The organism is Mycetocola sp. TRD_SC_2 (assembly GCF_055361225.1).
The window spans coordinates 837,151-862,888 of sequence record NZ_CM143954.1; the positions used below are offsets into that span (position 1 = coordinate 837,151).

The window sequence follows — 25,738 nt, forward strand, 5'->3', positions numbered from 1 at the left end:
TGGCTTCACGTACCTGGCCCTGCCATGATGGCCAGGCAGGGCCGGGCGTACTCCAGCATCCGAACGGAGTTCTTCCCGGCTCTACCGACCAATGGAGGTCCCCGTGGAACGCACCTATGTCATCACCGGAGCAGCGAGCGGAATCGGGAAGGCGACGAAGGAATTGCTCGAGTCCCGGGGAAACCGCGTCATCGGCGCCGACCTCGCCGGGAGCGACATCAACGTCGACCTCACCGCGCGGGAGGGTCGCGACACGCTCGTGACCGAAGTGGAGAAGCTGAGCGGTGGCACGATCGACGCGGTACTCGCCGTCGCAGGACTTTCCTCCCCGACGGTCGCTACCGCTGCGGTGAACTACTTCGGTGCCGTCGCGACGCTCGAAGGCCTGCGCCCGTTCCTGGCGCGATCCGATTCTCCGCGCGCTGTCGCCGTGACCTCGATGGCGTCGCTCATGCCGCACGACGACGCACTGCTCAACGCATTCCTGAACGGGGACGAAGACGCTGCGCTCGCGCGCGCGGCCGAACTCGCCGCAGGGTCACCGGAGGAGGGCAACCTCATCTACGGTTCGAGCAAGCAGGCACTCTCCCGGTGGATCCGCCGTCAGGCGCCGACGCCGGAGTGGGCGGGGCAAACATCCCGCTCAACGCTGTAGCGCCCGGGGTCGTCCTGACGCCGATGACCGCGGCGCTGACCGCGACAGAAGAGGCCAGGAGCCAGCTCGCCGGGGTGGTGCCCATGCCTCTTAACGGGGTCTTCGGTCCGGAGTCCGTCGCCCAGCTGCTCGCCTGGCTGTCGAGCGAGGAGAACGGGCACCTCTGCGGCCAGGTCATCTTCATCGACGGGGGTTCCGACGCCGTGATCCGCGGCGACTCGACCTGGTGAACGATCGGCGGCGGCAGCGCGGGTTCAGGCGACCTTGAGCTTCTTCCGCAGGGATGCCACGTGGCCGGTGGCCTTCACGTTGTAGAGCGCCTCGACGAGCACACCGTTCTCGTCGATGACGAACGTTGAGCGAAGCACACCGGTGACGATCTTGCCGTAGGAGTTCTTCTCGCCGTAAGCACCGTACGCATTGTGCACGGCGAGATCCTCGTCGCTGAGCAGCGGGAAGGCGAGCGAGTCGCGTTCGGCGAACGTCTTGAGCTTCTCGGGCGAATCCTTGGAGACACCGAGCACCGTGTATCCGGCAGTCTGGAGCGACCCGAGGTTGTCGCGGAAGTCACACGCCTGTGTCGTGCAGCCCGGTGTCATCGCTGCCGGGTAGAAGTACAGGATCACTTTGGAACCGGAGAAGTCCGCGAGGGACACCCGGGTTCCGTCGGCGTCGGTGAGGGTGAATGAGGGGGCTGTCTCGCCCGGGACGAGTCGGTTCGCAGTCATGATTCCAGCCTACTGACGTCAGTGCTGCGCGGGTTTCATGAACGTCGCGAGCAGGCGCTGCAGCGAATCGAGCCGAGCAGCACCGGTGTCGCCGAGTTCTCCCGCTTCGACCGCTTCGACGATGGCGCAATCGGGCGCGTCCGGGAGGTGGGTGCAACCGCGGGGGCACCGTTCGGCCGCCTCGGCGAGGTCGGTGAAGGCACGCAGGATGTTCGCCGGATCGATGTGACCGAGCCCGAAGGACCGGACTCCGGGAGTATCGATCACCCAGCCCGTTCCGCTCCCGTTCTCGATGCGGTACGAGACGGTCGACGACGACGTGTGCCTGCCACGCCCCGTGACGGCGTTGACGTGCCCTGTGGCGCGTTGTGCGCTCGGCACGAGAGCGTTCACGAGCGTTGACTTGCCGACACCCGAGTGACCGACGAAAACCGTGTCGTGACCGATGAGCGCCTCGGTGATCTCGGCCAGCGGCATCCGGTCCGTAGAGCTCGTGAAGACCTGCACATCCAGCCCGGCGAAGTTGCGCAAGAACTCGCTCGGGTCGGCGAGGTCGGTCTTCGTGATGCAGAGGATCGGGCGGATGCCCGCGTCGAGCGCGGCGATGAGGTAGCGGTCGACGAGTCGCTCCCGGGGTTCAGGATCCGCGGCGGCGACGACGACGAGCATCTGGTCGGCGTTGGCGACGATGACCCGTTCGACCTCGTCGCTGTCGTCGGCGCTTCTGCGGAGGAGCGTTGTGCGGGGAACGATTTTGACGATCCGGGCCAGGCTGCCCTCGATACCGGTGAGGTCCCCGACCACTCGGACCCGATCGCCGTTCACAACCGCCTGTTTGCGGAGTTCGGATGCCCTGGATGCCGTGATGCGCCGCTCGGTGTCTTCGCCTTCGTCGAGGAGAACCGTGTATCGGCCCCGGTCGACGGCCAGGACGCGCGCCGTCTCGGCGTCATTGTGTTCAGGCCTGGTTTTTGTGCGCGGCCGGTTGCCCTTGCGATTCGGGCGTTCCCGGATGCTGGACTCGTCGAACTCCGGTTCGTCGTCGTCGCCGGTGTCCCACCAGCTCATCCGAGGACGGCTCCGCTGACCATGGTGCTCCACAGTTCGGGGAACTGCGGGAGCGTCTTCGCGGTCGTGGCGATGTTCTCGATCACGACACCGGGAACGACGAGGCCGAGAATCGCGCCGGTGGTTGCCATCCGGTGGTCGTGGTAGCTCAGCCAGGTTCCTCCGGTGAGCGGGCGGGGCTCGATCCGCAGCCCGTCGTCCAGTTCGGTCACGTTGCCGCCGAGCTTGTTGATCTCAGCGGCGAGGGCAGCGAGCCGGTCGGTCTCGTGGTGGCGGATGTGACCGATACCGGTGATCGTCGACGGAGAGTCCGCGAGCGCAGCGATCGCGGTGAGGGCCGGAGCGAGTTCACCGGCCGTCGTCAGGTCGAGGTCGACACCGGGGATGCTGCTCCCACCGGTGACAGTGAGCCGGTCGCCGTCGAGTGACACGGTGGCACCGAAGCGGGGGAGGAGATCGAGAAGCTCGGATCCGACCTGCGTGGTCTCGGCGGGCCAGCCGGGAATCGTCACGGTTCCGCCCGTGACGACGGCGGCGGCGAGGAACGGCGCGGCATTCGAGAGGTCCGGCTCGATGTGCACGTCACGGCCGGCGATGGTGCCTGGCTCCACCCGCCAGGTGCCTACCGTGGGGGAATCGACCCGGATGCCGCGGGCGGCGAGGGCGGCGATGGTCATCTCGATATGGGGAAGGCTCGGGAGCCGCTCCCCGGAGTGGGTCAGGGTGAGGCCGGTCTCGAAGCGTGCCGCGGCAAGAAGCAACGCCGAGACGAACTGGCTGGAACGAGAGGCGTCGATGGTCAGCTCTCCGCCCTCGACCCGGCCGCTGCCGTGGACGGTGAACGGGAGGGAGCCCCTGCCGTCGTCGTTGATGTCGACGCCGAGCCCGCGCAGGGAGGAGATGAGCGTTGACATCGGCCGCCCGCGGGCGGCACTGTCCGCGTCGAACGTGGTGGGGCCGAGCGCGAGAGCCGCAACGGGGGGAACGAAACGCATCACCGTGCCGGCGAGGCCACAGTCAACGGTCGTCGACCCGAAGAGTTCCCCCGGCGTCACCGTCCAGTCCGGGCCGAAGCTGCCCGTGGCATCCGTTTCGGTGATTGTCGCGCCGAGGGCACGGAGCGCGTCGACCATGTTCTGGCTGTCGCGGGAGTGTAGGGGTGCGCGCAGGCGCGACGGAGAATCGGCGAGGGCGGCGAGCACGAGTTCGCGATTGGTCAGCGATTTCGAGCCGGGGAGCGAGACGGTCGCAGCGATCGGGGATTCGGCGACGGGCGCCGGCCAGGACCCGTCGTCGTCGCTCTGGTGCCGGTCGCCGTACAGGTCGAACTCCGGGGCGGAATATTTTGACTCAAGCATTGTTCTCCTAATCTAACGAGAATTCGTTTGGAAGGGTGTGGATGGTGGCAACTGGAGTGCTTGAACGCGGCGTGGCTGCCGGGCTGGACGTAGACTGGCCGGTGATGACCACCGTCGATGAAACACTCCCTCCCGAGCCGGAGAACGATCCGCGCGCGCTGTTCGAAGAGCAGGCGCTGCCGTTCATCGACCAGCTTTATGGCGCAGCGATGCGGATGACGAAGAATCCGTCCGACGCACAGGATCTCGTTCAGGAGACCTTCGTGAAGGCGTATTCGGCGTTCGGTCAGTTCACTCAGGGCACCAACCTCAAGGCGTGGCTGTACCGGATTCTCACCAACACCTACATCAACATCTACCGCAAGAAGCAGCGCGAGCCGTTCCAGGGCACCCTCGACGACCTCGAGGACTGGCAACTGGGCGGCGCTGAATCGCGGACGGCGACATCTTCCCGGTCGGCCGAGGCCGAAGCGATCGACCACATGCCGGACAGCGCTGTGAAGGATGCCCTCCAGGCGATTCCTGAGGACTTCCGGCTGGCTGTCTACCTGGCAGACGTTGAGGGGTTCGCGTATCAGGAGATCGCCGACATCATGAAAACACCCATCGGGACCGTCATGAGCCGCCTGCACCGCGGCAGGCGCATGCTGCGGGACCTGTTGGCCGACTATGCCCAGGAGCGCGGGATCGACACCGGCCGGGCTGGAGCGAAGAAATGACCGATTGCGGATGCGACAAAGCAAAGCGTGACCTGGAGGAGTACCTCCGCCACGAGGTGTGCTCGACAAACGCCGCCGATATCCGTGAGCACCTCGAACACTGTGCCTCGTGCCAGGAAGAAGCGCTGCTCGCGCGCACCCTCACCGAAGCAGTGCAGCGGGCGTGCAAGGAGACGGCCCCGGAGGATCTCAAGCTCCAGGTGATGGCCCGGCTGCGCGCGGCCCAGGCCACGCACTAGCGCTATACCTCAAACTTTCGGACGACGCACGACCGTCTCCGGGGCACGTACGCTCGCGGTGTGATGAAAACCCCTGCCCCCGTCCGGAACTCCCGCGTGCCAGTCTGGCTGCGTGTTCTTCTCCCCGTCGCCCTCATTCTCGTCTGGTTCGGGCTGTTCGGCGCCGGTGGCGCTAGCTTCGGACAGATCAGCGCTGTCAGCACCAATGACCAGTCGCAGCAGTTGCCGGCCAGTGCCGAGGCGACGAAGGTTCAGGACCTGCAGGCCGAGTTCCGCGACGACGACGTCATCCCCGCGATCGTCGTTTTCGAACGAGACGGTGGGCTCACCGAAAGCGACCTGACAGCGATCGACGACCGCGTGGCAGAGTTCTCCGACATCGAAGGGGTACTCCCAGACGAGAGTTCGCCCGCTATCCCGTCCGAGGACGGCGAAGCGGTTCAGGTTGTTCTGGTGCTCGACACCGACGTGAAAACGGCTGAGGTCGTCGAAGCACTCCGCGGTGTTCTCGACGACAACCCGATCGACGGTGTCAACGCCGCCATCACCGGTCCCGGCGGGCTCACCGCCGACCTGACGAACGCATTCGCCGGCATCGACGGGCTCCTGCTCCTCGTCGCCCTCAGCGCCGTGTTCGTGATTCTCGTCGTCGTGTACCGCTCACCCCTGCTCCCCGTGCTCGTGCTGTTCTCGAGCCTCTCGGCGCTGTGCGCGTCGATCCTCGTCGTCGTCCAACTCGCTCGGGCCGACATTCTGCTTCTCAGCGGTCAGACCCAGGGGATTCTGTTCATCCTCGTCATCGGTGCGGCCACCGACTACTCGCTGCTCTACATCGCGAGGTTCAAGGAGGCCCTCGCCGTCGAACCGACCAAGTGGAAAGCCACGTGGGCGGCGCTCAAGGGCTCGTGGGAGCCGATCCTCGCCTCGGGCGGGACCGTCATCGTTGCGCTCCTGCTGCTGCTCTTCTCAGACCTCAACTCGAACAAGTCACTCGGCCCCGTGGCATCCATCGGTATCGTGTTCGCGCTGCTCGCGTCCCTGACGCTGCTCCCCGCTCTTCTCTACTGGGCGGGCAAGGTTGCGTTCTGGCCGGTGAAGCCGAAGGCGACGGCGCTCAACGACAACCCGATCGGTGCCGACAAGAGGGGGCTGTGGCCGTGGCTCGCCCGATTCGTCCAGAAACGCCCCCGGGTCATCTGGATCTCGAGCGTCCTGCTCCTCGCCGTCATGTCGCTCGGAGTGTTCCAGCTCAAGGCCGATGGCGTCGCTGCGAGCGAGTTCGTGCTCGGCGAATCACAGGCCCGCGACGGGCAGGAAGTGCTCGCGGACCACTTCCCGGCCGGCTCCGGCTCGCCGACGGTGATCATCGCTCCCGAGGGCGAACTCGACGCGGTATCGGACATCGTGCTCGGCACCGAGGGTGTTGACTCGCTGACCGTCCTCTCCGAGGATTCCCCGTCGGGATCGCTCCCGGTCACCGAAGATGGTGTCCAGCCGCTGGGACCTCCCGGGACCCCGGTGCCGGACGTCACTGTCATCGACGGCAACATCCTGCTCTCGGCGACCCTTGTCGACGCCAGCGACTCGATCGCCGCCGAGGATGTCGTCGTCGACCTGCGGGCCGAGCTCGCTGACCTCTCGACGGAGTCCGAGCCGGTGCTCGTCGGTGGCACCACCGCGATCGCCCTCGACTCCAACACGACCGCGATCGAGGACCGCAACCTCCTGATCCCGCTGATCCTCGTTGCCATCACCCTGATCCTGATGCTGTTGCTGCGGTCGATCGTCGCGCCGCTCATCCTCATCGCGAGCGTCGTCCTGTCGTTCGGCGCCGCGCTCGGTGTCTCGGCGTGGGTCTTCAATGGGATCTTCGACTTCCCCGGAGCCGATCCGTCCGTGCCGCTGTTCGGGTTTGTCTTCCTCGTCGCCCTCGGGGTGGACTACAACATCTTCCTCATGACGAGGGTGCGGGAGGAATCGGGCAAGCACGGCACGAAGCAGGGCATTCTGCGCGGGCTCTCCGTCACCGGTGGGGTGATCACGTCTGCTGGCCTCGTTCTCGCGGCGACATTCGCGGCCCTCAGTGTGATTCCGATCCTGTTCCTGTTGCAGATCGCCTTCATCGTGGCGTTCGGTGTGCTGCTCGACACGTTCCTCGTGCGCACCCTGCTCGTTCCCGCGCTGAGCTACGACATCGGCCGCGCCATCTGGTGGCCGAGCAAGCTCTCCAAGGGCGTCCACGCCGCCGACAGGGCCGAACACGCCCAGGTCGAGGAACCCGTCACCGCATCACGCGAGAGCTGACCCGCCGACAGGAAAAGGGGAGCGGATGCCACGGCATCCGCTCCCCATTTTTCGTTGCAGGGTCTTGCGTCAGCGGGTGACGCGAGCCAGGAACGCGAGGGTCGCGTCGAGAGCGGCCCGCATCGTTGGCAGCGGCTTTGTTGCCGCACCGGGCGTGAACACGTCGACGGTTGACCCGCCGGCGGCGACACCCAGTCGTTCCCGCAGCGGAGTGTCTGGCACATGCGGTTGCATCTCGTCGACGATCCACGAGCGCCGATCTCGAAAACCCGGCGAATGAGAAGCGCCGATGGTCGAGGGGTCAGTACCGCGGCCGTTCCCAGGGCGAAAACATCGGTGGTCGCCCCGCCAGTGCGATCGCGGTGCGAGCCGGGACGCGAGCTCTCGATCGACGGTTCAGCCGGGTCATGCGTCCTCCCGCGGTGGGCACAAGTGTGCCAGACCCGGGCGCTGCACGCCTTAACGACCCGACGGGCACCGGCGTGTGCCGGTGCCCGTCGTGTTCTGCCGTCCTGGGGTCGAATCAGACGTCCAGCGCCTCTGCGAGAAGCTGTGACTGTTCTGCCGCGTGCCGCTTGGCCGAGCCGGTGGCCGGCGAAGCCGCGGCGGGGCGTGAAACGACGCGCATGGTGCGGTCGTCGAGGTTCTTCATCGCTTCGAGGGCGATGAACGGCCACGCGCCCTGGTTCTCGGGTTCGTCCTGAACCCAGACCAGCTCGGCATTCGGGTAGCGAGCGACGATCTCGTTGAGTTCCGTGGTCGGGAGCGGGTAGTACTGCTCCAGTCGAACGAGGGCAATGCCGTCGTTCGGCTTCTTCTCGAGTTCGGCGCGCAGGTCCCAGTGAATCTTGCCCGCGTGGAACAGGACGCGCTTGACCGACGACGGATCCGAGACGCGGGCATCATCGATGACCGGTTCGAACTTTCCGCTCGTGAAGTCCTCGACAGCACTCGACGCACCGCGAAGACGGAGCATCGCCTTCGGCGTGAACACGACGAGGGGGCGGCGGGGGCGTGCGTACGCCTGCCGGCGCAGGAGGTGGAAATACGACGCGGGCGTCGACGGACGCGCAACGGTCATGTTGTTCTCGGCGCAGAGCTGCAGGTACCGCTCGATCCTGGCGGAGGAGTGGTCCGGGCCCTGGCCTTCATAGCCGTGAGGCAGAAGCATGACGACGCTGGAGCGCTGTCCCCACTTCTGCTCGGCGCTCGAGATGAACTCGTCGATGATCGTCTGGCCACCGTTGGCGAAATCGCCGAACTGGGCCTCCCAGAGAACAAGGGCATCCGGCCGTTCGACCGAATAGCCGTACTCGAATCCGAGGACCGCGTACTCCGAGAGCAGCGAATCGTAGATCCAGAACCTGGCCTGGTTGTCGGCGAGGTTCGCGAGCGGCAGCCATTCCTGGCCGTTGACCCGGTCGTGAAGTACCGCGTGGCGCTGCACGAACGTTCCGCGTCGTGAGTCCTGGCCGCTGAAGCGAACCGGAGTACCTTCGATCAGCAGGGAGCCGAAGGCGAGGAGCTCACCGAACGCCCAGTCAATGTTGCCGTTACGGCTCATATCGAGGCGCTTCTGCAGCAGCTGCTGGAGCTTCGGGTGAACGGTAAATCCGGCCGGCTTATTGTTGAACGCGTCACCGATGAGTTGAACGACGGCGTCGGAGACCCCCGTGGTCTCCGGCTCGCCGGAGTATCCGTCATCGCCCTCGTCGTCGATGATGACGGGTGACGATGCGGTTTGCGCGGCGTGCGTCTCCATGAAGGCCCGCTCGAGGCGGTCCTGGAAGTCGCGGTGGGCCGCTTGGTAGTCTTCCTCGGTGATGTCACCACGGCCGACGAGGGCTTCGGTGTAGAGCTTGCGCACGCTGCGCTTCTGCTCGATGAGGTTGTACATGAGCGGCTGGGTCATCGACGGGTCGTCGCCCTCGTTGTGACCGCGGCGGCGGTAACAGATGAGGTCGATGACGACGTCCTTCTTGAATTCCTGACGGAACTCGAGAGCGAGCTGTGCGACGCGGACGACTGATTCGGGGTCGTCTCCGTTCACGTGCCAGATGGGCGCCTGGATCGTCTTGGCGACATCCGTGGAGTACACGGAGGTACGGCCCTCGCCGGGAGGGGTGGTGAACCCGACCTGGTTGTTGACCACGATGTGGATGGTTCCGCCGGTGCGGTAGCCGCGCAGCTGAGACAGCTGCATCGTTTCGAGAACGACCCCCTGGCCAGCCATCGCGGCGTCGCCGTGAACGAGGATCGGCAGGGTGGAGAAGGTGCCGATCGGCTGGCGGTCCTGACGGGCACGCACGATTCCCTCGAGCACGCCGTCGACGGCTTCGAGGTGGGACGGGTTCGCTGCGAGGTAGACCGGCAGTTCGGATCCGTCGGAGGCACGGAAGGTGCCCTCGGTACCGAGGTGGTACTTGACGTCTCCTGAGCCGGTGTTCTTCGAGGAGTTCGTTCCTTCGAACTCCTGGAAGATCTGGCCGTAGGTCTTGCCGGCGATGTTCGTCAGCACGTTGAGACGGCCACGGTGGGCCATGCCGATCGCGGCGCCGTCAAGCTCTGCCTCGGCTGCACCCTGGAGGATGGCGTCGAGCAGGGCAATGGTCGATTCCCCGCCCTCGAGGCTGAATCGCTTCTGGCCGACGTACTTCGTCTGGAGGAACGTCTCAAACGCTTCTGCCTCGTTGAGCTTGCCGAGGATGCGCATCTGCTCGTCATGGCGAGGCTTCGCGTACGGACGCTCCACCTTCTCCTGGATCCACTTGCGCTGCGCCGGGTCCTGGATGTGCATGTACTCGAGGCCGATGGTGCGGCAGTAGGAGTCGCGAAGGACACCGAGGATGTCACGCAGCTTCGCCTGCCGGGTGTCGCCGAAACCACCGGTGACGAATTCACGGTCAAGGTCCCAGAAGGTCAGGCCGTGGTTGAGGATGTCGAGGTCCGGGTGCGACCGCTGCACGTACTCGAGCGGGTCCACGTCGGCCATGAGGTGACCGCGGACGCGGAACGAGTTGATCAGTTCCTGAACGCGAGCCGTTTTGTTGACCGTGTCGCTGAGGTCGACCGAAATGTCCGGTGCCCAGTGGATCGGGTCGTACGGGATCCGCAGTGCGGCGAAGATGTCCTGGTAGAACGACTTCTGCCCGGTGAGAAGTTCGTGCACCTTCTTGAGGAACTCGCCCGACCCGGCACCCTGGATGACGCGGTGGTCGTAGGTCGACGTGAGGGTGACGGTCTTGCCGATGGCCAGTTCGACGAGGGTGTGCTCGCTCGCGCCCTGGAACTCGGCCGGGTAGTCAAGGGCGCCGGCGCCGATGATGCAGCCCTGGCCCTTCATCAGTCGCGGGACCGAGTGCTCCGTGCCGATGCCGCCCGGGTTGGTCAATGATACCGAAGCACCCTTGAAGTCGTCGGCGGTCAGCTTGTTCTTGCGTGCGCGGGTGACGAGGTCCTCGTATGCGGACAGGTACTCGCTGAACGTCAGCGTGTCTGCCTTCTTGATCGCCGGTACGAGGAGGGCGCGCGTTCCGTCTGGCTTGGGGATGTCGATCGCGATGCCGAGGCCGACGTGTGCAGGCGCGACGACGCTGGGCTTGCCGTCGACGACGTCGTAGTAGACGTTCTGGCTGCGGAAATCCTTGAGCGCCTGGATGAGCGCCCAGCCGATGAGGTGGGTGAAGCTCACCTTGCCGCCGCGGGCACGCTTGAGGTGGTTGTTGATCACGATGCGGTTGTCGATCATGAGCTTCGCCGGGATGGTGCGCACGCTCGTCGCGGTCGGCACGGTGAGGCTGGCGTCCATGTTCGTCGCGAGCGACTTGGCCATTCCCCGCAGTGGCGAGACCTGGTCGACGGGCTCATCCTTCGGGGCGGCCTCATCGGAAGGCGCCGGTTTCGCGGTGGTCTTTCGCGGAGCATCCGCAGGGATGGGAGCAGACTTGGGCTGGAGCGACGTCGTCTTCGCAACCGGCTGGGCCCCGATCACAGGGATCGGTGCGGTAATCGGGTGCGCGGGAACCTCGCCGGTAGCCTTGTCGCCCTTGACTGGCTTATAGCTCTCGAGGATGGGCCACCAGGACTTGTCGACTGAATTCTTGTCGACGATGTATTGCTCGTAGAGCTCGTCAACCAGCCACTCATTCGCGCCGAATTCTCCCGACGAACCGTCGTCAGTTCCCACTCCGGTCAACTGGCTTGACACCGCCAGACCACCACTCTCTTACGTCGATTGAGTACGACAGCGACATCCGTGGGAAGCGCTGCCAGATCCGTGTTCCAGCCTAATCCCATTAAGGGAAGGCTGCGCCCCGCTTGCCGGATGGGTAGCGTGGGGTGCATGGAGTTCTACGGCGAGGCCCCCACATTCGATCTCACCTATTCGGACGTGTTCCTCGTCCCGTCCCGTTCCGCGGTGACATCGAGGCTCGACGTATCACTTGCTCCAGGCGATGGGACGGGTGCTCAACTGCCGATCGTCTCGGCCAATATGAACTCGGTGACGGGGCCCAGGCTCGCGGCGACTCTCGCACGCAGGGGTGGGCTCGGTGTTCTTCCACAGGACATGCCGCTTCAGCGACTGGATGCCGCGATCCGCTGGGTGAAGGATCGCCCGGTCGAATTCGACGTCCCGGTTGAGCTCGGTCCGGATGCGACCGTCGCTGACGCGCTCGCGCTGATCCCGCCGCTCGACGGTCACGGCATCGTCCTGACCGCCCCTGACGGTTCCTACGCCGGATGCATCCCCGCGGCGGAACTGGACGGCAAGGACAGGAACGCGCGACTCGGTGACCTCGCCTCCGGCGCTCTGCCCTCCATCGACGCCGAGGATGTCAGCGATCCCCGTGCCGCATTCGACCTGCTCGTCGCTGCCGACCTCTCTTTCGCACCGGTTCTCCGGCACGGGCGACTCGTCGGCACGCTCAGCCGAACCTCAGCGTTGCGCTCGACGCTATACCGGCCAGCTGTCGACCGATCTGGCCGGCTTCTCGTCGCCGCTGCCATTGGTATCAACGGAGACGTCGCTGCCAAGGCGAAGGCACTCGCAGCGGCCGGTGTCGACACCCTGGTGCTCGACACGGCGCACGGCCACCAGGAGGGCATGCTGCGAGCGCTCGCAGCGGTGAAGAGCCTCGGCCTGGGGATTCCCCTCGTCGCTGGCAACGTTGTGACGGCAACGGGAGTCACCGATCTCGTCGCCGCCGGCGCTGACATCGTCAAGGTGGGTGTCGGTCCGGGCGCAATGTGCACCACGCGCATGATGACGGCGGTCGGACGACCACAGTTCTCGGCGGTGCTCGAGACGGCCGAGACGGCGCGTGACCTCGGCGCCCACGTCTGGGCGGACGGGGGAGTGCGCTACCCCAGGGACGTCGCCCTCGCGCTCGCCGCCGGCGCGGCATCCGTGATGGTCGGTTCCTGGTTCGCGGGGACGGTCGAGGCCCCTGGTGCCCTCGCGACGGATGCCTCCGGTCGCCTCTACAAGGAAAGCTGGGGGATGGCGTCGACGAAGGCGGTGCAGGAACGCTTCGGCAGGCTGGACCCGTACGAGCTGGCGCGCAAGACGCTCTTCGCTGAGGGAATCTCCTCGTCGAAGATCTACCTCGACCCCGATCGGCCGTCGCTCGAGGACCTCCTGGACATGATCACCTCAGGCATCCGCTCATCGTTCACCTACGCCGGCGCATCGACGCTCGACGAATTCCGGGAGAGTGCGCTCGTCGGGTTGCAGTCGGCGTCGGGTTATGATGAGGGTAAGGCGCTCCCCGTCTCGTGGTGATCGTGCCGCTCGCGCGGTTCCGATCCACCCGCGCCCGCGTATAATCAGACCCACAATGGACGACCCCCCTCCTGCCGATTCGCCCGAAGCCCATCAACCCGTCTCGCCCCGGCGGGAGTTGATCCATGTTTGAGTGGATCCTCCTCGCTGTCGGCCTGGCCCTGACCGTCGGGACCGGCCTCTTCGTCGCAAGCGAATTCGCCCTCGTCAACCTCGATCGCTCCGACCTCGAGGCGCGCCAGTCGCGCGGTGAACCCCGGCTCGGCATGACGATCGCGGCGCTGAAGATCACCTCGACGCACTTGTCGAGCGCCCAGCTGGGAATCACCCTCACGACGCTGCTCACGGGTTACACGATGGAGCCGGCGATCAGCACGCTCCTCACGCCTCCGCTCGAGGCGATCGGCCTCCCCGGGGCGGCGGTAACGCCGATCGCGGTGACCATCGCCGTGATCATCGCGACGCTGCTGTCGATGATCATCGGCGAGCTGGTGCCCAAGAACTTCGCCCTCGCGCTGCCGAGGGCCACTGCCAAGCTGGTCGTGCCGTTCCAGACCGTGTTCACCACGGTGTTCAAACCCGCCGTGAGCCTTCTCAACGGAAGTGCCAACGCCATCCTCCGATCCATGGGGATCGAGCCCAAGGAGGAACTGTCCGGTGCCCGCACCGCCGAGGAGCTGTCAAGCCTCGTGCGCCGCAGCGCAGGGGCAGGCACGCTCGAGAGCGACACGGCCACCCTGCTCAACCGCACGCTCCTGTTCGCGAACCACACAGCCGGTGACGTGATGACCCCGCGCCCCCGCGTCGAATCAGTACGCCGAAACGAGTCCGCGCAGGTCGTGGTGGAACTCGCCCGCACGACGGGGTACTCGCGATTCCCCGTCATCGACGAGGACGCAGACGACGTCGTCGGACTCGTGCACGTCAAGCAGGCCATCGCCGTTCCGCGCGGAAAGCGGGCGGATGTTCCGGTGTCAGCCCTGCAGTACGACATCGTTCGCGTGCCCGAGACGATGCGGCTCGACGCCCTGCTCGAAGAACTCCGCGGCCGGGGCTACCAGATGGCGGTCGTCGTCGACGAGTACGGCGGAACTGCCGGCATCGCCACCCTCGAGGATCTCGTCGAAGAACTCGTCGGCGAGGTTGCCGACGAACACGACCGCACGCGGGCCGGGGTCGTCAGGACGCTCGACTCGATCGCCTTCCCGGGGAGCCTGCGGCCGGACGAGCTGCTCGAACGCACCGCAATTTCCGTTCCTGAGGACGGGCCGTACGACACCGTCGCCGGTTACGTCATGTCGGAGCTCGGGCGACTCCCTGTGATCGGTGACGAGGTATCCATCGATTCGGGTTCCCTGCGGGTCGAACGTCTCGACGGGCGCCGCATCGACCGCATCCGCTACACCCCGAACCTCGTCGAGGAAGGCGAAGACAATGAGTGACTGGGCAGGAATCGCCTGGCTCTTCGTGCTGCTGGCCGGGAACGCGTTCTTCGTCGGTGCCGAATTCGCCGTCATTTCGGCGAAACGGTCGCAGATCGAACCGCTCGCCGAGCAGGGCAAACGCAGCGCCATCACCGCACTCTGGGCGATGGAACACGCAACGCTCATGCTCGCGACGAGCCAGCTGGGCATCACCGTGTGTTCGCTGCTCATCCTCAACGTCTCCGAACCGGCGATCCACCACCTCCTCGAGGTGCCGCTGCACCTCACCGGGCTTCCCGATGAGGCTGTCGGCACGATCGGTTTCATCATCACGCTGCTCCTCGTCTCGTACCTCCACGTCGTCTTCGGCGAGATGGTTCCGAAGAACCTGTCGTTCTCGGTCCCGGACAAGGCCGTGCTGTTCCTCGCGCCGCCGCTGGTCTTCGTGGCGCGGGTGTTCAAGCCGGTGATCTGGTCGCTCAACGCGGTAGCGAACGGCGTGCTGCGCCTGTTCGGTGTGGAGCCCAAGGACGAAGCGACGTCGACCTTCACCCTCGATGAAGTCGCGAACATCGTGAACCAGTCGACGAAGGAAGGTCTGCTGCTCGACTCGACCGGAGCGCTTCTCGCCGCTTTCGAATTCACGAACAAGAAGGTGATCGACGTCGCCATTCCGCTCGACGGCCTCGTCACCCTCGCGGCAGACACCACCCCGGCACAGGTCGAGCGTGCCGTCGCCAAGCATGGCTTCTCCCGCTACGTCGTCGTCGACGCCGACGGACTGCCGAGCGGATATCTGCACCTCAAGGACGTGCTCCGGCTCGAGTCGTCGGCTGAACCCGGCGACGAAGACCGGCCGGTACCGGCGAAGCGGATCCGCCAGCTCGTGTCGATCTTCGAAGACACCGACCTCGAAGACGCCCTCGCCATCATGCGACGTTCAGGTGCCCACCTGGCCCGCGCGTTCAATACGGACGGGGAGACGACCGGGGTCCTGTTTCTCGAGGACATCATCGAGGAGCTTGTCGGCGAAGTTCAGGATGCCACGCAGCGACGCTGATCAGGCGGGAACGACCGCCGGGAACGGCGCCCGGAGATACTGACCGGGCGTCGCGCCCGCTGTGCCGAGCATCGCGGCAGCCCGCAGCGCGAAGTGCGGGTCGCGGAGCGCTTCCCTGCCGACCATCACCACGTCGGCCTGCCCGGACGACACGATCCGGTCGGCTTCGACCGGGTCGGTGATGAGCCCGACCGCAGAAACAGTCACGGCGGCGGTGTCCCTGACGTGCGTCGCGAACCGGACCTGGTAGCCGGGCGACAGGGGGATGTCGACGCCCGGGATCGCCCCACCGGTGGAGATGTCGAAGAAGTCGGCACCGGCATCCGCTGCCCACCGCGCGACCGTCGCCGTCTCCGATTCGTTCCAGCCGCCATCGGCCCAGTCCGTTGCCGAGAAACGGACGGCGAGAACGGAGTCACGGATCTCGGCCCGTACCGCCTCGACCACGCGCAGCAGGAGGCGGGCGCGATTGTCGAGACTTCCGCCGTAAGCATCCGTGCGGGTATTGACGAGAGGGGAGAGGAACTGGTGCAGCAGGTAGCCGTGGGCGGCGTGAATTTCGATGATCTCGAAGCCGGCACCCACTGACCGGCGGGCGGCGGAGGCGAAGGCGTCGACCACGTCATCGATACCTGCGGCGTCAAGAGCGCTGGGCATGGCGAACTCGCCGAACGGGTCGGACGTCGGGGCCACCGTTCGCCAGCCACCATCCGACACGGGCACGGAGCCGCGTTCGTCGATTCCCCACGCCGGGTAGGTCGAGCCTTTGCGTCCGGCGTGGCCGAGCTGGATCCCGGACACGGCGCCCTGCGAGCGGAGGAACGCGGTGATCCGGGACCACGCAGCGGCCTGTTCGTCGGTCCAGATTCCGGTGTCGAACGGCGAGATTCGCCCCTCGGGGCTCACCGCCGTGGCTTCGGCGAAGACGACGCCCGCGCCGCCCTTGGCGAATCCGCCGAGGTGGACGAGGTGCCAGTCGCTCGGTACTCCGTCCTCGGTGAACACGGAGTACTGGCACATCGGTGCGATCCAGAGCCTGTTTCGCACGGTCAGGGCGCGGAGGGCAATGGGGTCGAACAGTCCTGGCATTCTTCTCCTCGTTCGGCGGCTTTCAACCTATCGTGAAGGCATGGAAAATTCTGCAGGACCGCACTGGATGCCGTGGGCTGAGCGAGACGCCGCCGCCCACGTCGCCGTCCCCACCGCAGCGTCTGACAAGTACACCCGGGGCGTGCTCGGCGTCGTCACCGGCTCGAGTGCCTACCCGGGTGCCGCTGTCCTCGGAGTGGAGGCTGCGGCGCGAACGGGTATCGGCATGATCCGGTATCTCGGCGATGCGACGGAACCCGTTCTCGCGAGGCGGCCGGAGGTGGTGTCTGCACCGGGGCGGGTGCAGGCCTGGCTGATCGGGTCGGGGACCGATTCGCAGGACCTCGGCCTGCTCGCCGCCCTGTTCTCCGACGCGCTCGCCTCGGCAGAACCCGTCGTCGCAGACGCCGGCGCGCTCGAGAGCGTCGCGCTCGCGCCGCGCCGCGGAGTCATTGTCACGCCGCACTTCCGAGAGCTTGCGCGCATGCTCGCCGCAGGGGGCACGACGGTGGATGTGGCCGAGATCGCCGCTGATCCCGGGCGCTGGGCCGTTCGGGCGGCGAACCGGCTCGGCGTCACGGTTCTGCTTAAGGGCTCCACGATGTGGATCGCTGAGCCGGACGGTCCCCAGCTCAGCGTGTCGATCGCACCGCCCTGGACGGCGACGGCGGGCGCCGGTGACGTGCTGGGTGGCATCCTTGGTGCCTTACTCGCCACCAACGCGGCGACAGCCAGCGAGCCAGGGATGCCGGCGAGGCTCGCGGCATCCGCTGCCGTGATCCACGGTCTCGCCGCGTCGATCGCGTCACGGGGTGGTCCGATCACCGCGCTCGACATCGCCGAACGGGTTCCGGATGCCGTACGCCGGCTGCTGAGCGCAGAACCGGCCTGAGCACGCGGCTTCGTCGACGCCGGGGCGTGGCAGCGCCCCTAGGATGAGTCCGGTGAAGAAGCGGAGTGCGGGGGACGGGCGAGTCGCCGTCTGGGTTGCGTTCGCGGTGGTTCACGCGGTCCTCGCCTGGATCTGCCTCGGCTTGCCAGGCACCGGGATCGGCGAGTATGCCATCGGCCTCCCGCTCGGAGACGTGACTCTCGTCTACCGACCGTGGGTCGAGCAGGCGCTCAGCGGGGGACCCGTCGTCGGAATCGACTCCTCGTGGGTGTACCCGATCGCGGCGCTCGCGCCGATGCTCGCCGCGATGGTATTCGGTTCGGATGCCTACGGCCAGGCCTGGCTCGCGCTCGTGACGGTGGCGAATGCGGCCGCTTTCGCCGTGCTGCTCGGCCGGGGAACATCGAGACGTCGGGAGGCAGCGGCCTGGTGGTGGCTCGGATTTCTCGCGCTCCTCGGACCGATCGCCCTCGCGCGGATCGATTCCATCACCGTCCCGATCGCCGTTGTCGCGCTCCTGGCCGTGGCGAAGCATCCGTTCGTCGCTGGCGTTCTGCTCGCCATCGCCACCTGGATGAAGGTGTGGCCGGCGGCCGTGATCGGCGCATTGCTGGTGGCATCCCGCTCACGGACGATGATCCTCATCGCGGGTGCCGTGACAAGCGCAGGAATAGCCCTCGTCGTTCTTGTCCTCGGTGGGGCCGGGAATCTGTTCGGCTTCGTGAGCGAGCAGACGGGGCGGGGACTGCAGATCGAGGCTCCCGTCGCGACGCCATACCTGTGGCTGGCCGCAGCGGATCTCCCGGGCAGCTTCGTGTACTACGACGACCAGATCCTGACCTTCCAGGTCACCGGACCCGGGGTTGCAGCCGCCGCGCTCGTGATGACCCCGCTCCTCGTGATCGCCGTCGCGGGCACCGTGTTCGCCGGGGTCCTCGCGTCCCGCAACGGGGCATCCGTCGTCCGGCTGCTTCCATCGTTCGCGCTGGCGCTCGTTCTCGTGCTGATCGCGTTCAACAAAGTGGGGTCTCCGCAGTTCCAGACCTGGTTGATCGCGCCGGTCATCGTCGGGCTCGTCTACCGCGGGCGGGCGTTCGCCACCCCGGCGCTCGTCGCCCTTCTGCTCGCCGCCCTCACCCAGGTGGTGTACCCGTATCTGTACACCGGGTTGCTGTCAGCAGAACCGGCGATGGTCGCCGTGCTCAGCGTGCGGAATGTGATTCTGTTCGCGCTGCTCGGCTGGGCGCTGTTCGATATCGCGAGGGCTGGTCAGTCCGCGTTGAGAGCGCGTTCGAGCCGGTCGACCTTGGCGGTCAGTTCACCGGAATAGCCTGGGCGGATGTCGGCCTTGAGGACGAGCGATACCCGTGAGCCGAACTGGCCGACTGCATCGGTCGCCCGTTTGATGACGTCGAACACCTCGTCCCACTCACCCTCGATCGTGGTGAACATGGCGTCGGTGGAGTTCGGGAGCCCCGAATCACGAACGACCCGGACGGCTGCAGCCACCGCGTCGTGAACGGATGCATCGGCGCGGCCGGTGCCGGATGGTGCGACAGAGAAGGAGACGAGCATGGTCTCATCCTCCCACTGTCGGGACAGGAGCGGGTAGCTGTTGCTTAGTCGAGGATGATGCCGTCGAGGATGGCGCGCTTGCGGAGGGCGACCTTGGTTCCGACGTCGAATCCGGAGGCGCGGTACTTCTCGCGAATGCGCTTGAGATAGCTCTTCGCTGTCTCCTCGGAGATGCCGAGTTCGTAAGCGACCGACTTGACCGGCTCGCCGGCGGCGTACAGCGCCATGACGCGGCGCTCCTGGGCGCTGAGCTTGGGTGCCCCGGTCGTCGTGGCGTTGAGGGCGATGTCGAGTTCATGGGAGATGAACGATTCGCCGATATTCGCCGCCCGGATCGCTTCAACGATCATCGTCGGGTCTTCGGTCTTGACGAGGTAGCCGAGGGCGCCGGACGCGAGCGCTTCGCGAACAACGGCGGGGTCGGAGTATGTGCTCATCAGGACCGTCTTCACGCCGGTGGTCTTGAGGATCGACAGCTTGAGCGACACGGGAATGTTGTCTTTGAGGTCGAGGTCGAGCAGAACGACGTCGACGGGGAACTCCGGATGCGTGAGCAGTTCCGGCCAGGTGGGGACGGCGGCAACCATCCGGATGTCGCTCGCTGCCCCGCGGATCCATTCCGTCAGCGCCCCGAGGAGCATTTTGTGATCATCGACGATCGCAAGACGTATGGGGGCTTCCGCGCTGCTCATCTGGTTTCTCCTCTGGTGTCCACGGTTTACTGATCGATCGGACTGTCGACCGTGCACTCGATCACGACCATAAGCGCGCCCGAAGTCGTGGTATCAACATAGCGCCCTGCGCGGCCGAGGTGCTGCCACGTGGCGGGTTCGACGTCGACGCGCCGCATGCCGCTGGCTTCGATCTTGATCGGGAACCGCAGGTGTTTCCGCCCTCCCGGAGTGAAGGGAACGGCCGGGCCGAGGGTGAGAACGGCGGTTCGGGCTGTGCGTTGTTCGCCGTACATGAGGAGCCAGAGTGCCGAGAGCAGGCCGTCACGCTGGGCCTGGTTGAGAAGCGCCGCGAGGGCATCATCGTCGCGGAGCTCGACCGAACCCGAGAGGAAGTCCGATTCGGCGATCGCGTGGTGGAGCCAGGTGTGGTTGCGTCCGGCGACGAGGTGGCGCCGGAGCACGGTCGACAGTTCCCCGGCACGTTTGGCTCGTTCCGGCTCGAGCGGGAGCGGCTCACGGCCGGACGAAATGTCATCGAACAGTTGCTCCACCTCGAGGTCGACGCTCGCGAGTTCGTCGGATTCAAGCATGCTGACCCCGAACGCCGGTGCCATGACCGTGCTCTGGATCAGAACCCGGTCGAGTGCCATGAGGACCATGCGGCGATACGACGCGACGATGACGCAGGCGATCAGGGGTGGAGCGATTGCGAAAGCGGTCAGGAGAGTGTTCGTTGCTGACGCGAACGGCGTCTGGTCGGGTCGGAAGAGGAATGAACAGAGCAGAGCGATCCCGAGGATCCCCGAGCTGATGGCGACGTCCGGAACCGACCGGAGCGTGACGATCCCGAGCAGGACACCGCCGGCGGCGATGGCCGCCGTGGGGTGGATCCCGTCGGCAGCGGCGTTCCACGCTGTCACGAGATCGAGCGCGACAACGGCAGCGAGACTCGCGAGCAGCAGCGCGAAAGCCGGGTTCCGCAGCAGGTACCCGCTCGCGCGAACCCGGAGGACCGTGATGACGGAGGTGATGAACAGCAGGAGCCAGGCACTCGAGCTGAGCAGTGGATAGGTGAGTTCGTCGAAAGCGAGGCAGAACCGACCGAACGCCCCGAGAATCAGGACCGCTCCGGCGATGGCGAGGGAGGTGCCGAGTTGGCTTGCGCCGAGTGTTGCACGCGCCGACTCGGTGCGGCCAGGGCGACGTTGGTTGGGGCCTGTGCGGTTCATTTCGGGATCTCCAGCACCACTGTCGTGCCGGCATCTGGCGCGCTGAACACGCGGACGCTTCCTCCGGCATCCCGGACCCGGGCGACAACGGAGTCGGCGAAGCCGAGTTTGCCGTTTGCAACGGTCGTCGGGTCGAATCCGCTGCCGGCATCCGTTACAACGCCACGGACGACCTCGCCGTCATCGCTCAGCGTGACGTGTGCCTCACTGACCCCCGAATGCCTGCGAACGTTCTCGAGACACTCCGACAGGGCAAGAATGAAGGCTTCAAGCTTTGAGCCAGGCAAACCGATCTGGCCTGAGCCGTGCCAGTCGATGTCGAGACCCATCGATCCGAAACGGCCTTTGAGCGCTTCGAGCGTTCCTCCCAGCGCGAGTTCTGCGGTGTTCGTGAGGGTGTACTCGCCTGACGAGCGCGGTTGCGGGGTTTCACCGAGGCGCAACCGTTTGAGCAGGGCGCGATCCGATTCGGCCTGCGCCCGCATGGATTCGGCGGGAACTCCGACCCCGGAATGGGCGAGGAGAGTGAGCGTGGCGAGCACGGTGTCGTGCAGTAGGCGGGCATCCCGGTGGCGTTGTGCTTCGGTCTCGCTGGCCCGGCGTTCGACGTTGTGTGCCCGGCCGATACTCGACACTCGCCGCATGACCCGCGGAAAACTGGAGCGGAGCCAGAACCCGAACAGTGTCGAGATCGCCCAGCCACTCGTCACGAGGATGACGAGCGACGGCAACCGGCCGCTGGCATTCTGGCTCAGGGCAAGGAAAAGCGCGATGGTGCTGAGATAGCCGGCGATCAGGCACAGGATCTGCCCCCAGGAGGAGACGAGAATCGTCGCCATCGAACCGATTCCCCAGGCGGCGATGGCGCCGACGGCGCTTCCTGTCGCCATGTTGAGTTCACCGTTGACGGGGATGTAGATCGCCGCGATGAGGGTCAGGCCGATCGAGAACGTGAGGACCATCCACAGCGGATTGGGCCGGTGGGTCATGGCTACCTGCGTTGCGCCGAGGGCGGCGACCAGAGCGAGGCACCCCACTGTGTTTGCTGGGGGCAATGCGCCGGGGAGAGAAATGCACACCGCGGCCACGAGGGTTCCCGTCAGCCCGAACAGGCGCGTGGTGCGGTAAAGCAGGCGGGCGAGTTGCCAGGAGAACCGGTCGCGTTCCTCGGCGCTCAGGCGGGACGGGCTCATGTCTCAGCTCGCGCGGCGGAGCGCGGGTCGTGAGAGCCAATCATGTCGAGCAGTCTAGAGGGAGGGACGGGTCAGGATGCCCACGCGGCGCGCCGGTCGGCAGTGTCGAGGAGTCGGCGCAGGTGCGCGCTGACGGCATCCGCTTCGATCAAAAAGCCGTCGTGCCCGAAGTCGGACGCGATGACGGCAGGCTGGTCCCCGTCGATGTTGGTGCGGATGCCACGGGCGATCGCACGCTGTCCTTCCAGCGGGAACAGCCGGTCGGAGTCGATGCCGAGAATGAGTGTGGTTGCGGTCACCTCCGCGAGCGCCGCGTCTGTCCCGCCCCTGCCGCGACCGATGTCGTGCGAGTTCATCGCCTCGACGAGGACGATGTAGCTGTTGGCATCGAACCGCCGGGTGAACTTGTTTCCGTGGAAGTCGATGTACGACTCGACCGCGTACTTGCCGCCGTCGCCCAGCGGACTGATCGCCGACTGCCAGGTGCGGCTGAAGCGTGAGTTGAGCTCCGAGGGGCTCCGATAGTTCAGCAGCGCCATCCGTCGGGCAAGTGCGAGCCCACGGTGCGGCCCATCACCGTCCTGCGCATCGTAGTAGTGGCCTCCGGCGAAGAGCGGGTCGGTTTTGATCGCTTCGATCTGCACGGAGTTGAGGGCGATCTGATCGGCCGTTGTGTGCGGGGGAGCGGCGAGCACGGCCAGCCGGGCGACGCGGTCGGGGTAGCCGACGCCCCATTCGAGGGCATGCATACCGCCGGCGGAGCCGCCGACGACAGCCGCCCAGCGGTCGATGCCGAGCGAGTCGGCCAGAAGCGCTTGCGCCCGGACCTGGTCACGGATGGTGGTGTACGGGAACCGGGACGACCACTCGTAGCCGTCAGGCGCGAATGACGCCGGACCGGTCGAACCCTGGCAGCCACCGAGCATGTTGGGTGTGACGACGAACCACTCATCGGTGTCGATGGCGAGGCCGGGGCCGACGATTCCGTTCCACCAGCCCGCCGTGGCGTGGCCGTTGCCGGCGTCACCGAGGACATGGCTGTCGCCCGTCAGGGCGTGGGTGATGAGGATCGCGTTGTCGCGCTCGGCGTTGAGCGTGCCGTGGGTTTCGTACGCGAGTCGCACGTGCGGAAGGTGCCCGCCCGCTTCGAAGTCGAATGGACCCAGATCGGCGAACAGTCGCGAGCCAGCCGGGTCACCGTCACGCCACGCGCCGGTTGCCGGGGGCTTGCCCAGGAGGTGTCGTGCCAGCTCCTCGGTGATGAAGCTGGACGGAACCGTGTCTTCGGGTGTCTGCCAGTCCATGCGTCCATTCTCTCCGTTTCCCCCGGGAGCCGTGGGCAGTGTTACGCCGAGCCGGTGGACGCGTTCGTGGCCAACCGGGCGAGGCGTCGCCGCGCGGCATCCTCTGACGTGGATGAGCCGCCGAGAACACGACGCACCGCACCGAGCACGATCCGTGTGCCGGTGAGAACGGGCAACGGGGACCGGCGAAGTCCGAGCATCTGCCGGTACTCCCGGGGGAGGGATGCCACGGCGCCAGCGAACATGACGCGGTACGCGGGCATCATCGACCGGCGGAGAGGCGGGTGACGGATGAATCGCACGGCTTCGGCCACGCGTTCGTCGGTCTGCAGGACTCCGGCGTCACGGAAGGCAGCCAGCGAGTCGGCGAGTTCGGCGGAGGATCGTGGCGGGTCCGAGACGCCGACGAGTTCACCGGCTGTCGCCCACTCCCGGACGTAGGCATCTGCCCCGCCGGGGATGGCGCCGCCCCACAGCGTGTGGCAGGCGAGGAAGGAATCGGTGAACACGACGTGCACCCAGCGGAGAAGTTCCGGGTCTCCGGCCGAGTAGCCGTGCACGCGACCGGAGGTGTCGGTATAAGTTCCCCTGACCCGGTCGTGAAACCGGCCGACCCGTACCGATTCCCGCTGTGCTGTTTCGGTGTCTGCGAACGTGACGGTGATCAGCCACTGGATGGTTCCGGACAATCGTCCGAGAGGGTCCTCCCGGTACCTCGACCAGTCGTGGACGCCCGCCATGGCACCCGGGTGCAGCGTCTGGAGCAGCAGTGCCCTGATCCCGGCGACCATTGTCGCGAGAGAGCCGTGGACGACCCACGAGGCAGAATCAGGGCCGAAGTATCCGGCATCCGATCCTTCTTCGATCTTGTCCACCCATGGTGGATTGCCATCGCTCGACCCGGACAGGGTGGTCAGGAGGTGGGAGCGCCACGTGTCGGTGAACCGGCTCATTTTCCGAGCGTAGCCCGCGAGAACGACTGTGGCGGCCCCTTGCGGGACCGCCACAGTAAAGGGTCAGCTAGCTGCGGGCGGCGACGACGACGGCACGGGCGGCCGCGAGCCCCTGCTCGAGGTCGGCCTTGAGATCAGCAACGTTCTCGAGTCCGACGGAGAGCCGCACCAGTCCCGGCGTGACACCCGTCGTGAGCTGCTGCTCGGGAGTCAGCTGGGAGTGGGTGGTCGATGCCGGGTGGATGACGAGGGAACGCACGTCACCGATGTTCGCGAGGTGCGAGAACAGGCTCAGCGTGTTGACGAGTTCGCGGCCGGCGTCGACGCCGCCCTTGAGCTCGAATGAGAGCACGGCGCCGACGCCCTGTGGCGCGTACTTGTTGGCTGCGGCGTACCACGGGCTCGACGGGAGTCCGGAATAGTTGACGCTCGCGATATCCAGGTGGCCGTCGAGCCACTCGGCGATCTCCTGCGCGTTCTGCACGTGCCGCTCGATCCGGAGCGACAGGGTTTCGATGCCCTGGATGAGCTGCCACGCGCTCGCCGGGGCGATCGCTGATCCGAGGTCGCGGAGCAACTGCACGCGAGCCTTGATGATGTAGGCGAGCGCGTCGCCGACGGCGGTAGTGTAGCTCGCCCCGTGGTACGACGGGTCGGGCTCGGTGAGGCCGGGGAACTTCTCGACGTTCTTGGACCACTCGAAGGTTCCACCGTCGACGATGACGCCGCCGATGACCGTGCCGTGGCCGCCGAGGAACTTCGTTGCCGAGTGCACGATGATGTCTGCGCCGTGCTCGAACGGGCGGATGAGGTACGGCGTCGCGATGGTGTTGTCGACGATGAGCGGGATTCCCGCTTCGTGGGCGATGCTCGACACCAGAGCGATGTCGAGGATGTTGATGCGCGGGTTGCCGATCGTCTCGGCGAAGAACGCCTTGGTGTTCGGGCGGATGGCACGGTGCCACTCATCTGCGTCGTCCTGGTCCTCGACGAAGGTCGTCTCGATGCCGAGCTTCGCGAGGGTGTACTTGAACAGGTTGTACGTTCCGCCGTAGATCGACGATGACGACACGATGTGGTCACCGGCCTGGGCGATGTTGAGGATCGAGAACGTCGATGCCGCCTGGCCCGATGCGAGGAGGAGGGCGCCGGTGCCCCCTTCGAGCGCGGCGACGCGCTCCTCGACGACGGCCTGGGTCGGGTTCTGGATCCGGGTGTAGATGTTTCCGAACTCGGCGAGCGCGAACAGGTTCTTCGCGTGGTCGGCGCTGTCGAACACATAGCTCGTGGTCTGGTAGATCGGCGTTGCGCGCGCCTTCGTCGTGGGGTCTGGAGCGGCGCCGGAGTGGATCTGCTTGGTTTCGAACTGCCAGTTGGCGTTGGAATCGGCCATGAGAGTTCCCTCGTTTCGGGTTCGGGTGAAGAAGACGTGGATGAGTGAGACGGGTTGTTGCCCTGAGTCGAGCCTAGGGAGGTTGCCCGCGTGCGACAA

23 protein-coding genes are annotated in these 25,738 nt (G+C 66.3%); 10 read left to right on the forward strand and 13 right to left on the reverse strand.

Annotated features, from left to right (window positions below; genetic code table 11):
• The first annotated feature begins 103 nt into the window (after window positions 1-103).
• Window positions 104-655 carry an SDR family NAD(P)-dependent oxidoreductase gene (locus tag ACWA1Q_RS03930; RefSeq protein ID WP_463759698.1) on the forward strand — a complete coding sequence of 184 codons (552 nt, stop codon included), beginning with the start codon at window positions 104-106 and terminating at the stop codon, window positions 653-655.
• A 23-nt stretch (window positions 656-678) separates the two neighbouring features.
• Entirely contained in the window at window positions 679-885 is a 207-nt protein-coding gene (locus tag ACWA1Q_RS03935) for a hypothetical protein (RefSeq protein ID WP_463759699.1), read from the forward strand.
• Between the two features lie 24 nt (window positions 886-909).
• Here ACWA1Q_RS03935 and bcp read toward each other — a convergent pair whose 3' ends face one another.
• Genes bcp through aroA form a run of 3 tightly spaced genes read right to left on the reverse strand, consistent with a single transcriptional unit; the run spans window position 910 to window position 3,809 of the window.
• On the reverse strand, window positions 910-1,383 hold the full coding sequence (gene bcp, locus ACWA1Q_RS03940; RefSeq protein WP_463759701.1) for a thioredoxin-dependent thiol peroxidase: 474 nt from the start codon (window positions 1,381-1,383) through the stop codon (window positions 910-912).
• An 18-nt stretch (window positions 1,384-1,401) separates the two neighbouring features.
• Window positions 1,402-2,451: a ribosome small subunit-dependent GTPase A gene (gene rsgA / locus ACWA1Q_RS03945; RefSeq protein ID WP_463759703.1), complete on the reverse strand. Its 1,050-nt coding sequence runs from the start codon at window positions 2,449-2,451 to the stop codon at window positions 1,402-1,404.
• Entirely contained in the window at window positions 2,448-3,809 is a 1,362-nt protein-coding gene (gene aroA, locus ACWA1Q_RS03950; RefSeq protein WP_463759704.1) for a 3-phosphoshikimate 1-carboxyvinyltransferase, read from the reverse strand. Before aroA ends, rsgA begins: the two co-directional genes overlap by 4 nt.
• 104 nt (window positions 3,810-3,913) lie before the next feature.
• On the opposite strand from aroA, the gene ACWA1Q_RS03955 reads away from it, so the two are divergent.
• From ACWA1Q_RS03955 to ACWA1Q_RS03965, 3 genes are all read left to right on the forward strand, one after another.
• Window positions 3,914-4,528: a sigma-70 family RNA polymerase sigma factor gene (locus tag ACWA1Q_RS03955; RefSeq protein ID WP_463759706.1), complete on the forward strand. Its 615-nt coding sequence runs from the start codon at window positions 3,914-3,916 to the stop codon at window positions 4,526-4,528.
• On the forward strand, window positions 4,525-4,767 hold the full coding sequence (locus ACWA1Q_RS03960) for a zf-HC2 domain-containing protein (RefSeq protein ID WP_121671374.1): 243 nt from the start codon (window positions 4,525-4,527) through the stop codon (window positions 4,765-4,767). Before ACWA1Q_RS03955 ends, ACWA1Q_RS03960 begins: the two co-directional genes overlap by 4 nt.
• A 63-nt stretch (window positions 4,768-4,830) precedes the next feature.
• Window positions 4,831-7,071, forward strand: a complete 2,241-nt coding sequence (locus ACWA1Q_RS03965; protein WP_463760761.1) for an MMPL family transporter — start codon at window positions 4,831-4,833, stop codon at window positions 7,069-7,071.
• 69 nt (window positions 7,072-7,140) lie between these two features.
• Here ACWA1Q_RS03965 and ACWA1Q_RS03970 read toward each other — a convergent pair whose 3' ends face one another.
• Together ACWA1Q_RS03970 and ACWA1Q_RS03975 are read right to left on the reverse strand one after the other, a co-directional pair.
• Window positions 7,141-7,293, reverse strand: a complete 153-nt coding sequence (locus tag ACWA1Q_RS03970; RefSeq protein ID WP_463759708.1) for a hypothetical protein — start codon at window positions 7,291-7,293, stop codon at window positions 7,141-7,143.
• Between the two features lie 301 nt (window positions 7,294-7,594).
• On the reverse strand, window positions 7,595-11,278 hold the full coding sequence (locus ACWA1Q_RS03975) for a multifunctional oxoglutarate decarboxylase/oxoglutarate dehydrogenase thiamine pyrophosphate-binding subunit/dihydrolipoyllysine-residue succinyltransferase subunit (RefSeq protein ID WP_463759709.1): 3,684 nt from the start codon (window positions 11,276-11,278) through the stop codon (window positions 7,595-7,597).
• Window positions 11,279-11,413: 135 nt separating this feature from the next.
• Here ACWA1Q_RS03975 and guaB1 point away from each other — a divergent pair, with 135 nt between their 5' ends.
• From guaB1 to ACWA1Q_RS03990, 3 genes are all read left to right on the forward strand, one after another.
• Complete coding sequence (guaB1, locus tag ACWA1Q_RS03980; protein ID WP_463759710.1) at window positions 11,414-12,853, forward strand: GMP reductase; 1,440 nt, start codon at window positions 11,414-11,416, stop codon at window positions 12,851-12,853.
• Window positions 12,854-12,978: 125 nt separating this feature from the next.
• On the forward strand, window positions 12,979-14,295 hold the full coding sequence (locus ACWA1Q_RS03985) for a hemolysin family protein (RefSeq protein WP_463759712.1): 1,317 nt from the start codon (window positions 12,979-12,981) through the stop codon (window positions 14,293-14,295).
• Window positions 14,288-15,337 (forward strand): hemolysin family protein, encoded by a 1,050-nt coding sequence (locus tag ACWA1Q_RS03990; protein WP_463759714.1) that lies wholly within the window; start codon window positions 14,288-14,290, stop codon window positions 15,335-15,337. Before ACWA1Q_RS03985 ends, ACWA1Q_RS03990 begins: the two co-directional genes overlap by 8 nt.
• Here the strand turns inward: ACWA1Q_RS03990 and ACWA1Q_RS03995 are convergent, their stop codons facing one another.
• Window positions 15,338-16,426, reverse strand: coding sequence for an NADH:flavin oxidoreductase/NADH oxidase (locus ACWA1Q_RS03995; RefSeq protein ID WP_463759715.1), 1,089 nt, complete (start codon window positions 16,424-16,426; stop codon window positions 15,338-15,340).
• 40 nt (window positions 16,427-16,466) lie between these two features.
• Between ACWA1Q_RS03995 and ACWA1Q_RS04000 the strand changes: the two genes are divergently transcribed.
• Together ACWA1Q_RS04000 and ACWA1Q_RS04005 are read left to right on the forward strand one after the other, a co-directional pair.
• On the forward strand, window positions 16,467-17,318 hold the full coding sequence (locus ACWA1Q_RS04000) for an ADP-dependent NAD(P)H-hydrate dehydratase (RefSeq protein ID WP_463759717.1): 852 nt from the start codon (window positions 16,467-16,469) through the stop codon (window positions 17,316-17,318).
• Window positions 17,319-17,370: 52 nt separating this feature from the next.
• Complete coding sequence (locus tag ACWA1Q_RS04005) at window positions 17,371-18,648, forward strand: glycosyltransferase 87 family protein (RefSeq protein WP_463759719.1); 1,278 nt, start codon at window positions 17,371-17,373, stop codon at window positions 18,646-18,648.
• Here the strand turns inward: ACWA1Q_RS04005 and ACWA1Q_RS04010 are convergent.
• From ACWA1Q_RS04010 to ACWA1Q_RS04040, 7 genes are all read right to left on the reverse strand, one after another.
• Window positions 18,588-18,893, reverse strand: a complete 306-nt coding sequence (locus ACWA1Q_RS04010; protein WP_463759721.1) for a thiamine-binding protein — start codon at window positions 18,891-18,893, stop codon at window positions 18,588-18,590. The two genes, ACWA1Q_RS04005 and ACWA1Q_RS04010, sit on opposite strands and share 61 nt — an antisense overlap.
• 44 nt (window positions 18,894-18,937) lie before the next feature.
• Window positions 18,938-19,585 carry a LuxR C-terminal-related transcriptional regulator gene (locus tag ACWA1Q_RS04015; RefSeq protein ID WP_463759723.1) on the reverse strand — a complete coding sequence of 216 codons (648 nt, stop codon included), beginning with the start codon at window positions 19,583-19,585 and terminating at the stop codon, window positions 18,938-18,940.
• A gap of 26 nt (window positions 19,586-19,611) precedes the next feature.
• Window positions 19,612-20,796, reverse strand: coding sequence for a hypothetical protein (locus ACWA1Q_RS04020; RefSeq protein WP_463759725.1), 1,185 nt, complete (start codon window positions 20,794-20,796; stop codon window positions 19,612-19,614).
• Window positions 20,793-21,989 carry a sensor histidine kinase gene (locus tag ACWA1Q_RS04025; RefSeq protein ID WP_463759727.1) on the reverse strand — a complete coding sequence of 399 codons (1,197 nt, stop codon included), beginning with the start codon at window positions 21,987-21,989 and terminating at the stop codon, window positions 20,793-20,795. Before ACWA1Q_RS04025 ends, ACWA1Q_RS04020 begins: the two co-directional genes overlap by 4 nt.
• A gap of 71 nt (window positions 21,990-22,060) precedes the next feature.
• Entirely contained in the window at window positions 22,061-23,293 is a 1,233-nt protein-coding gene (metX, locus tag ACWA1Q_RS04030) for a homoserine O-acetyltransferase MetX (RefSeq protein WP_463759728.1), read from the reverse strand.
• A gap of 41 nt (window positions 23,294-23,334) precedes the next feature.
• Window positions 23,335-24,246, reverse strand: a complete 912-nt coding sequence (locus tag ACWA1Q_RS04035) for an oxygenase MpaB family protein (protein WP_463759730.1) — start codon at window positions 24,244-24,246, stop codon at window positions 23,335-23,337.
• A 67-nt stretch (window positions 24,247-24,313) separates the two neighbouring features.
• Entirely contained in the window at window positions 24,314-25,639 is a 1,326-nt protein-coding gene (locus tag ACWA1Q_RS04040) for a bifunctional o-acetylhomoserine/o-acetylserine sulfhydrylase (protein WP_463759732.1), read from the reverse strand.
• Between the last annotated feature and the right edge of the window lie 99 nt (window positions 25,640-25,738).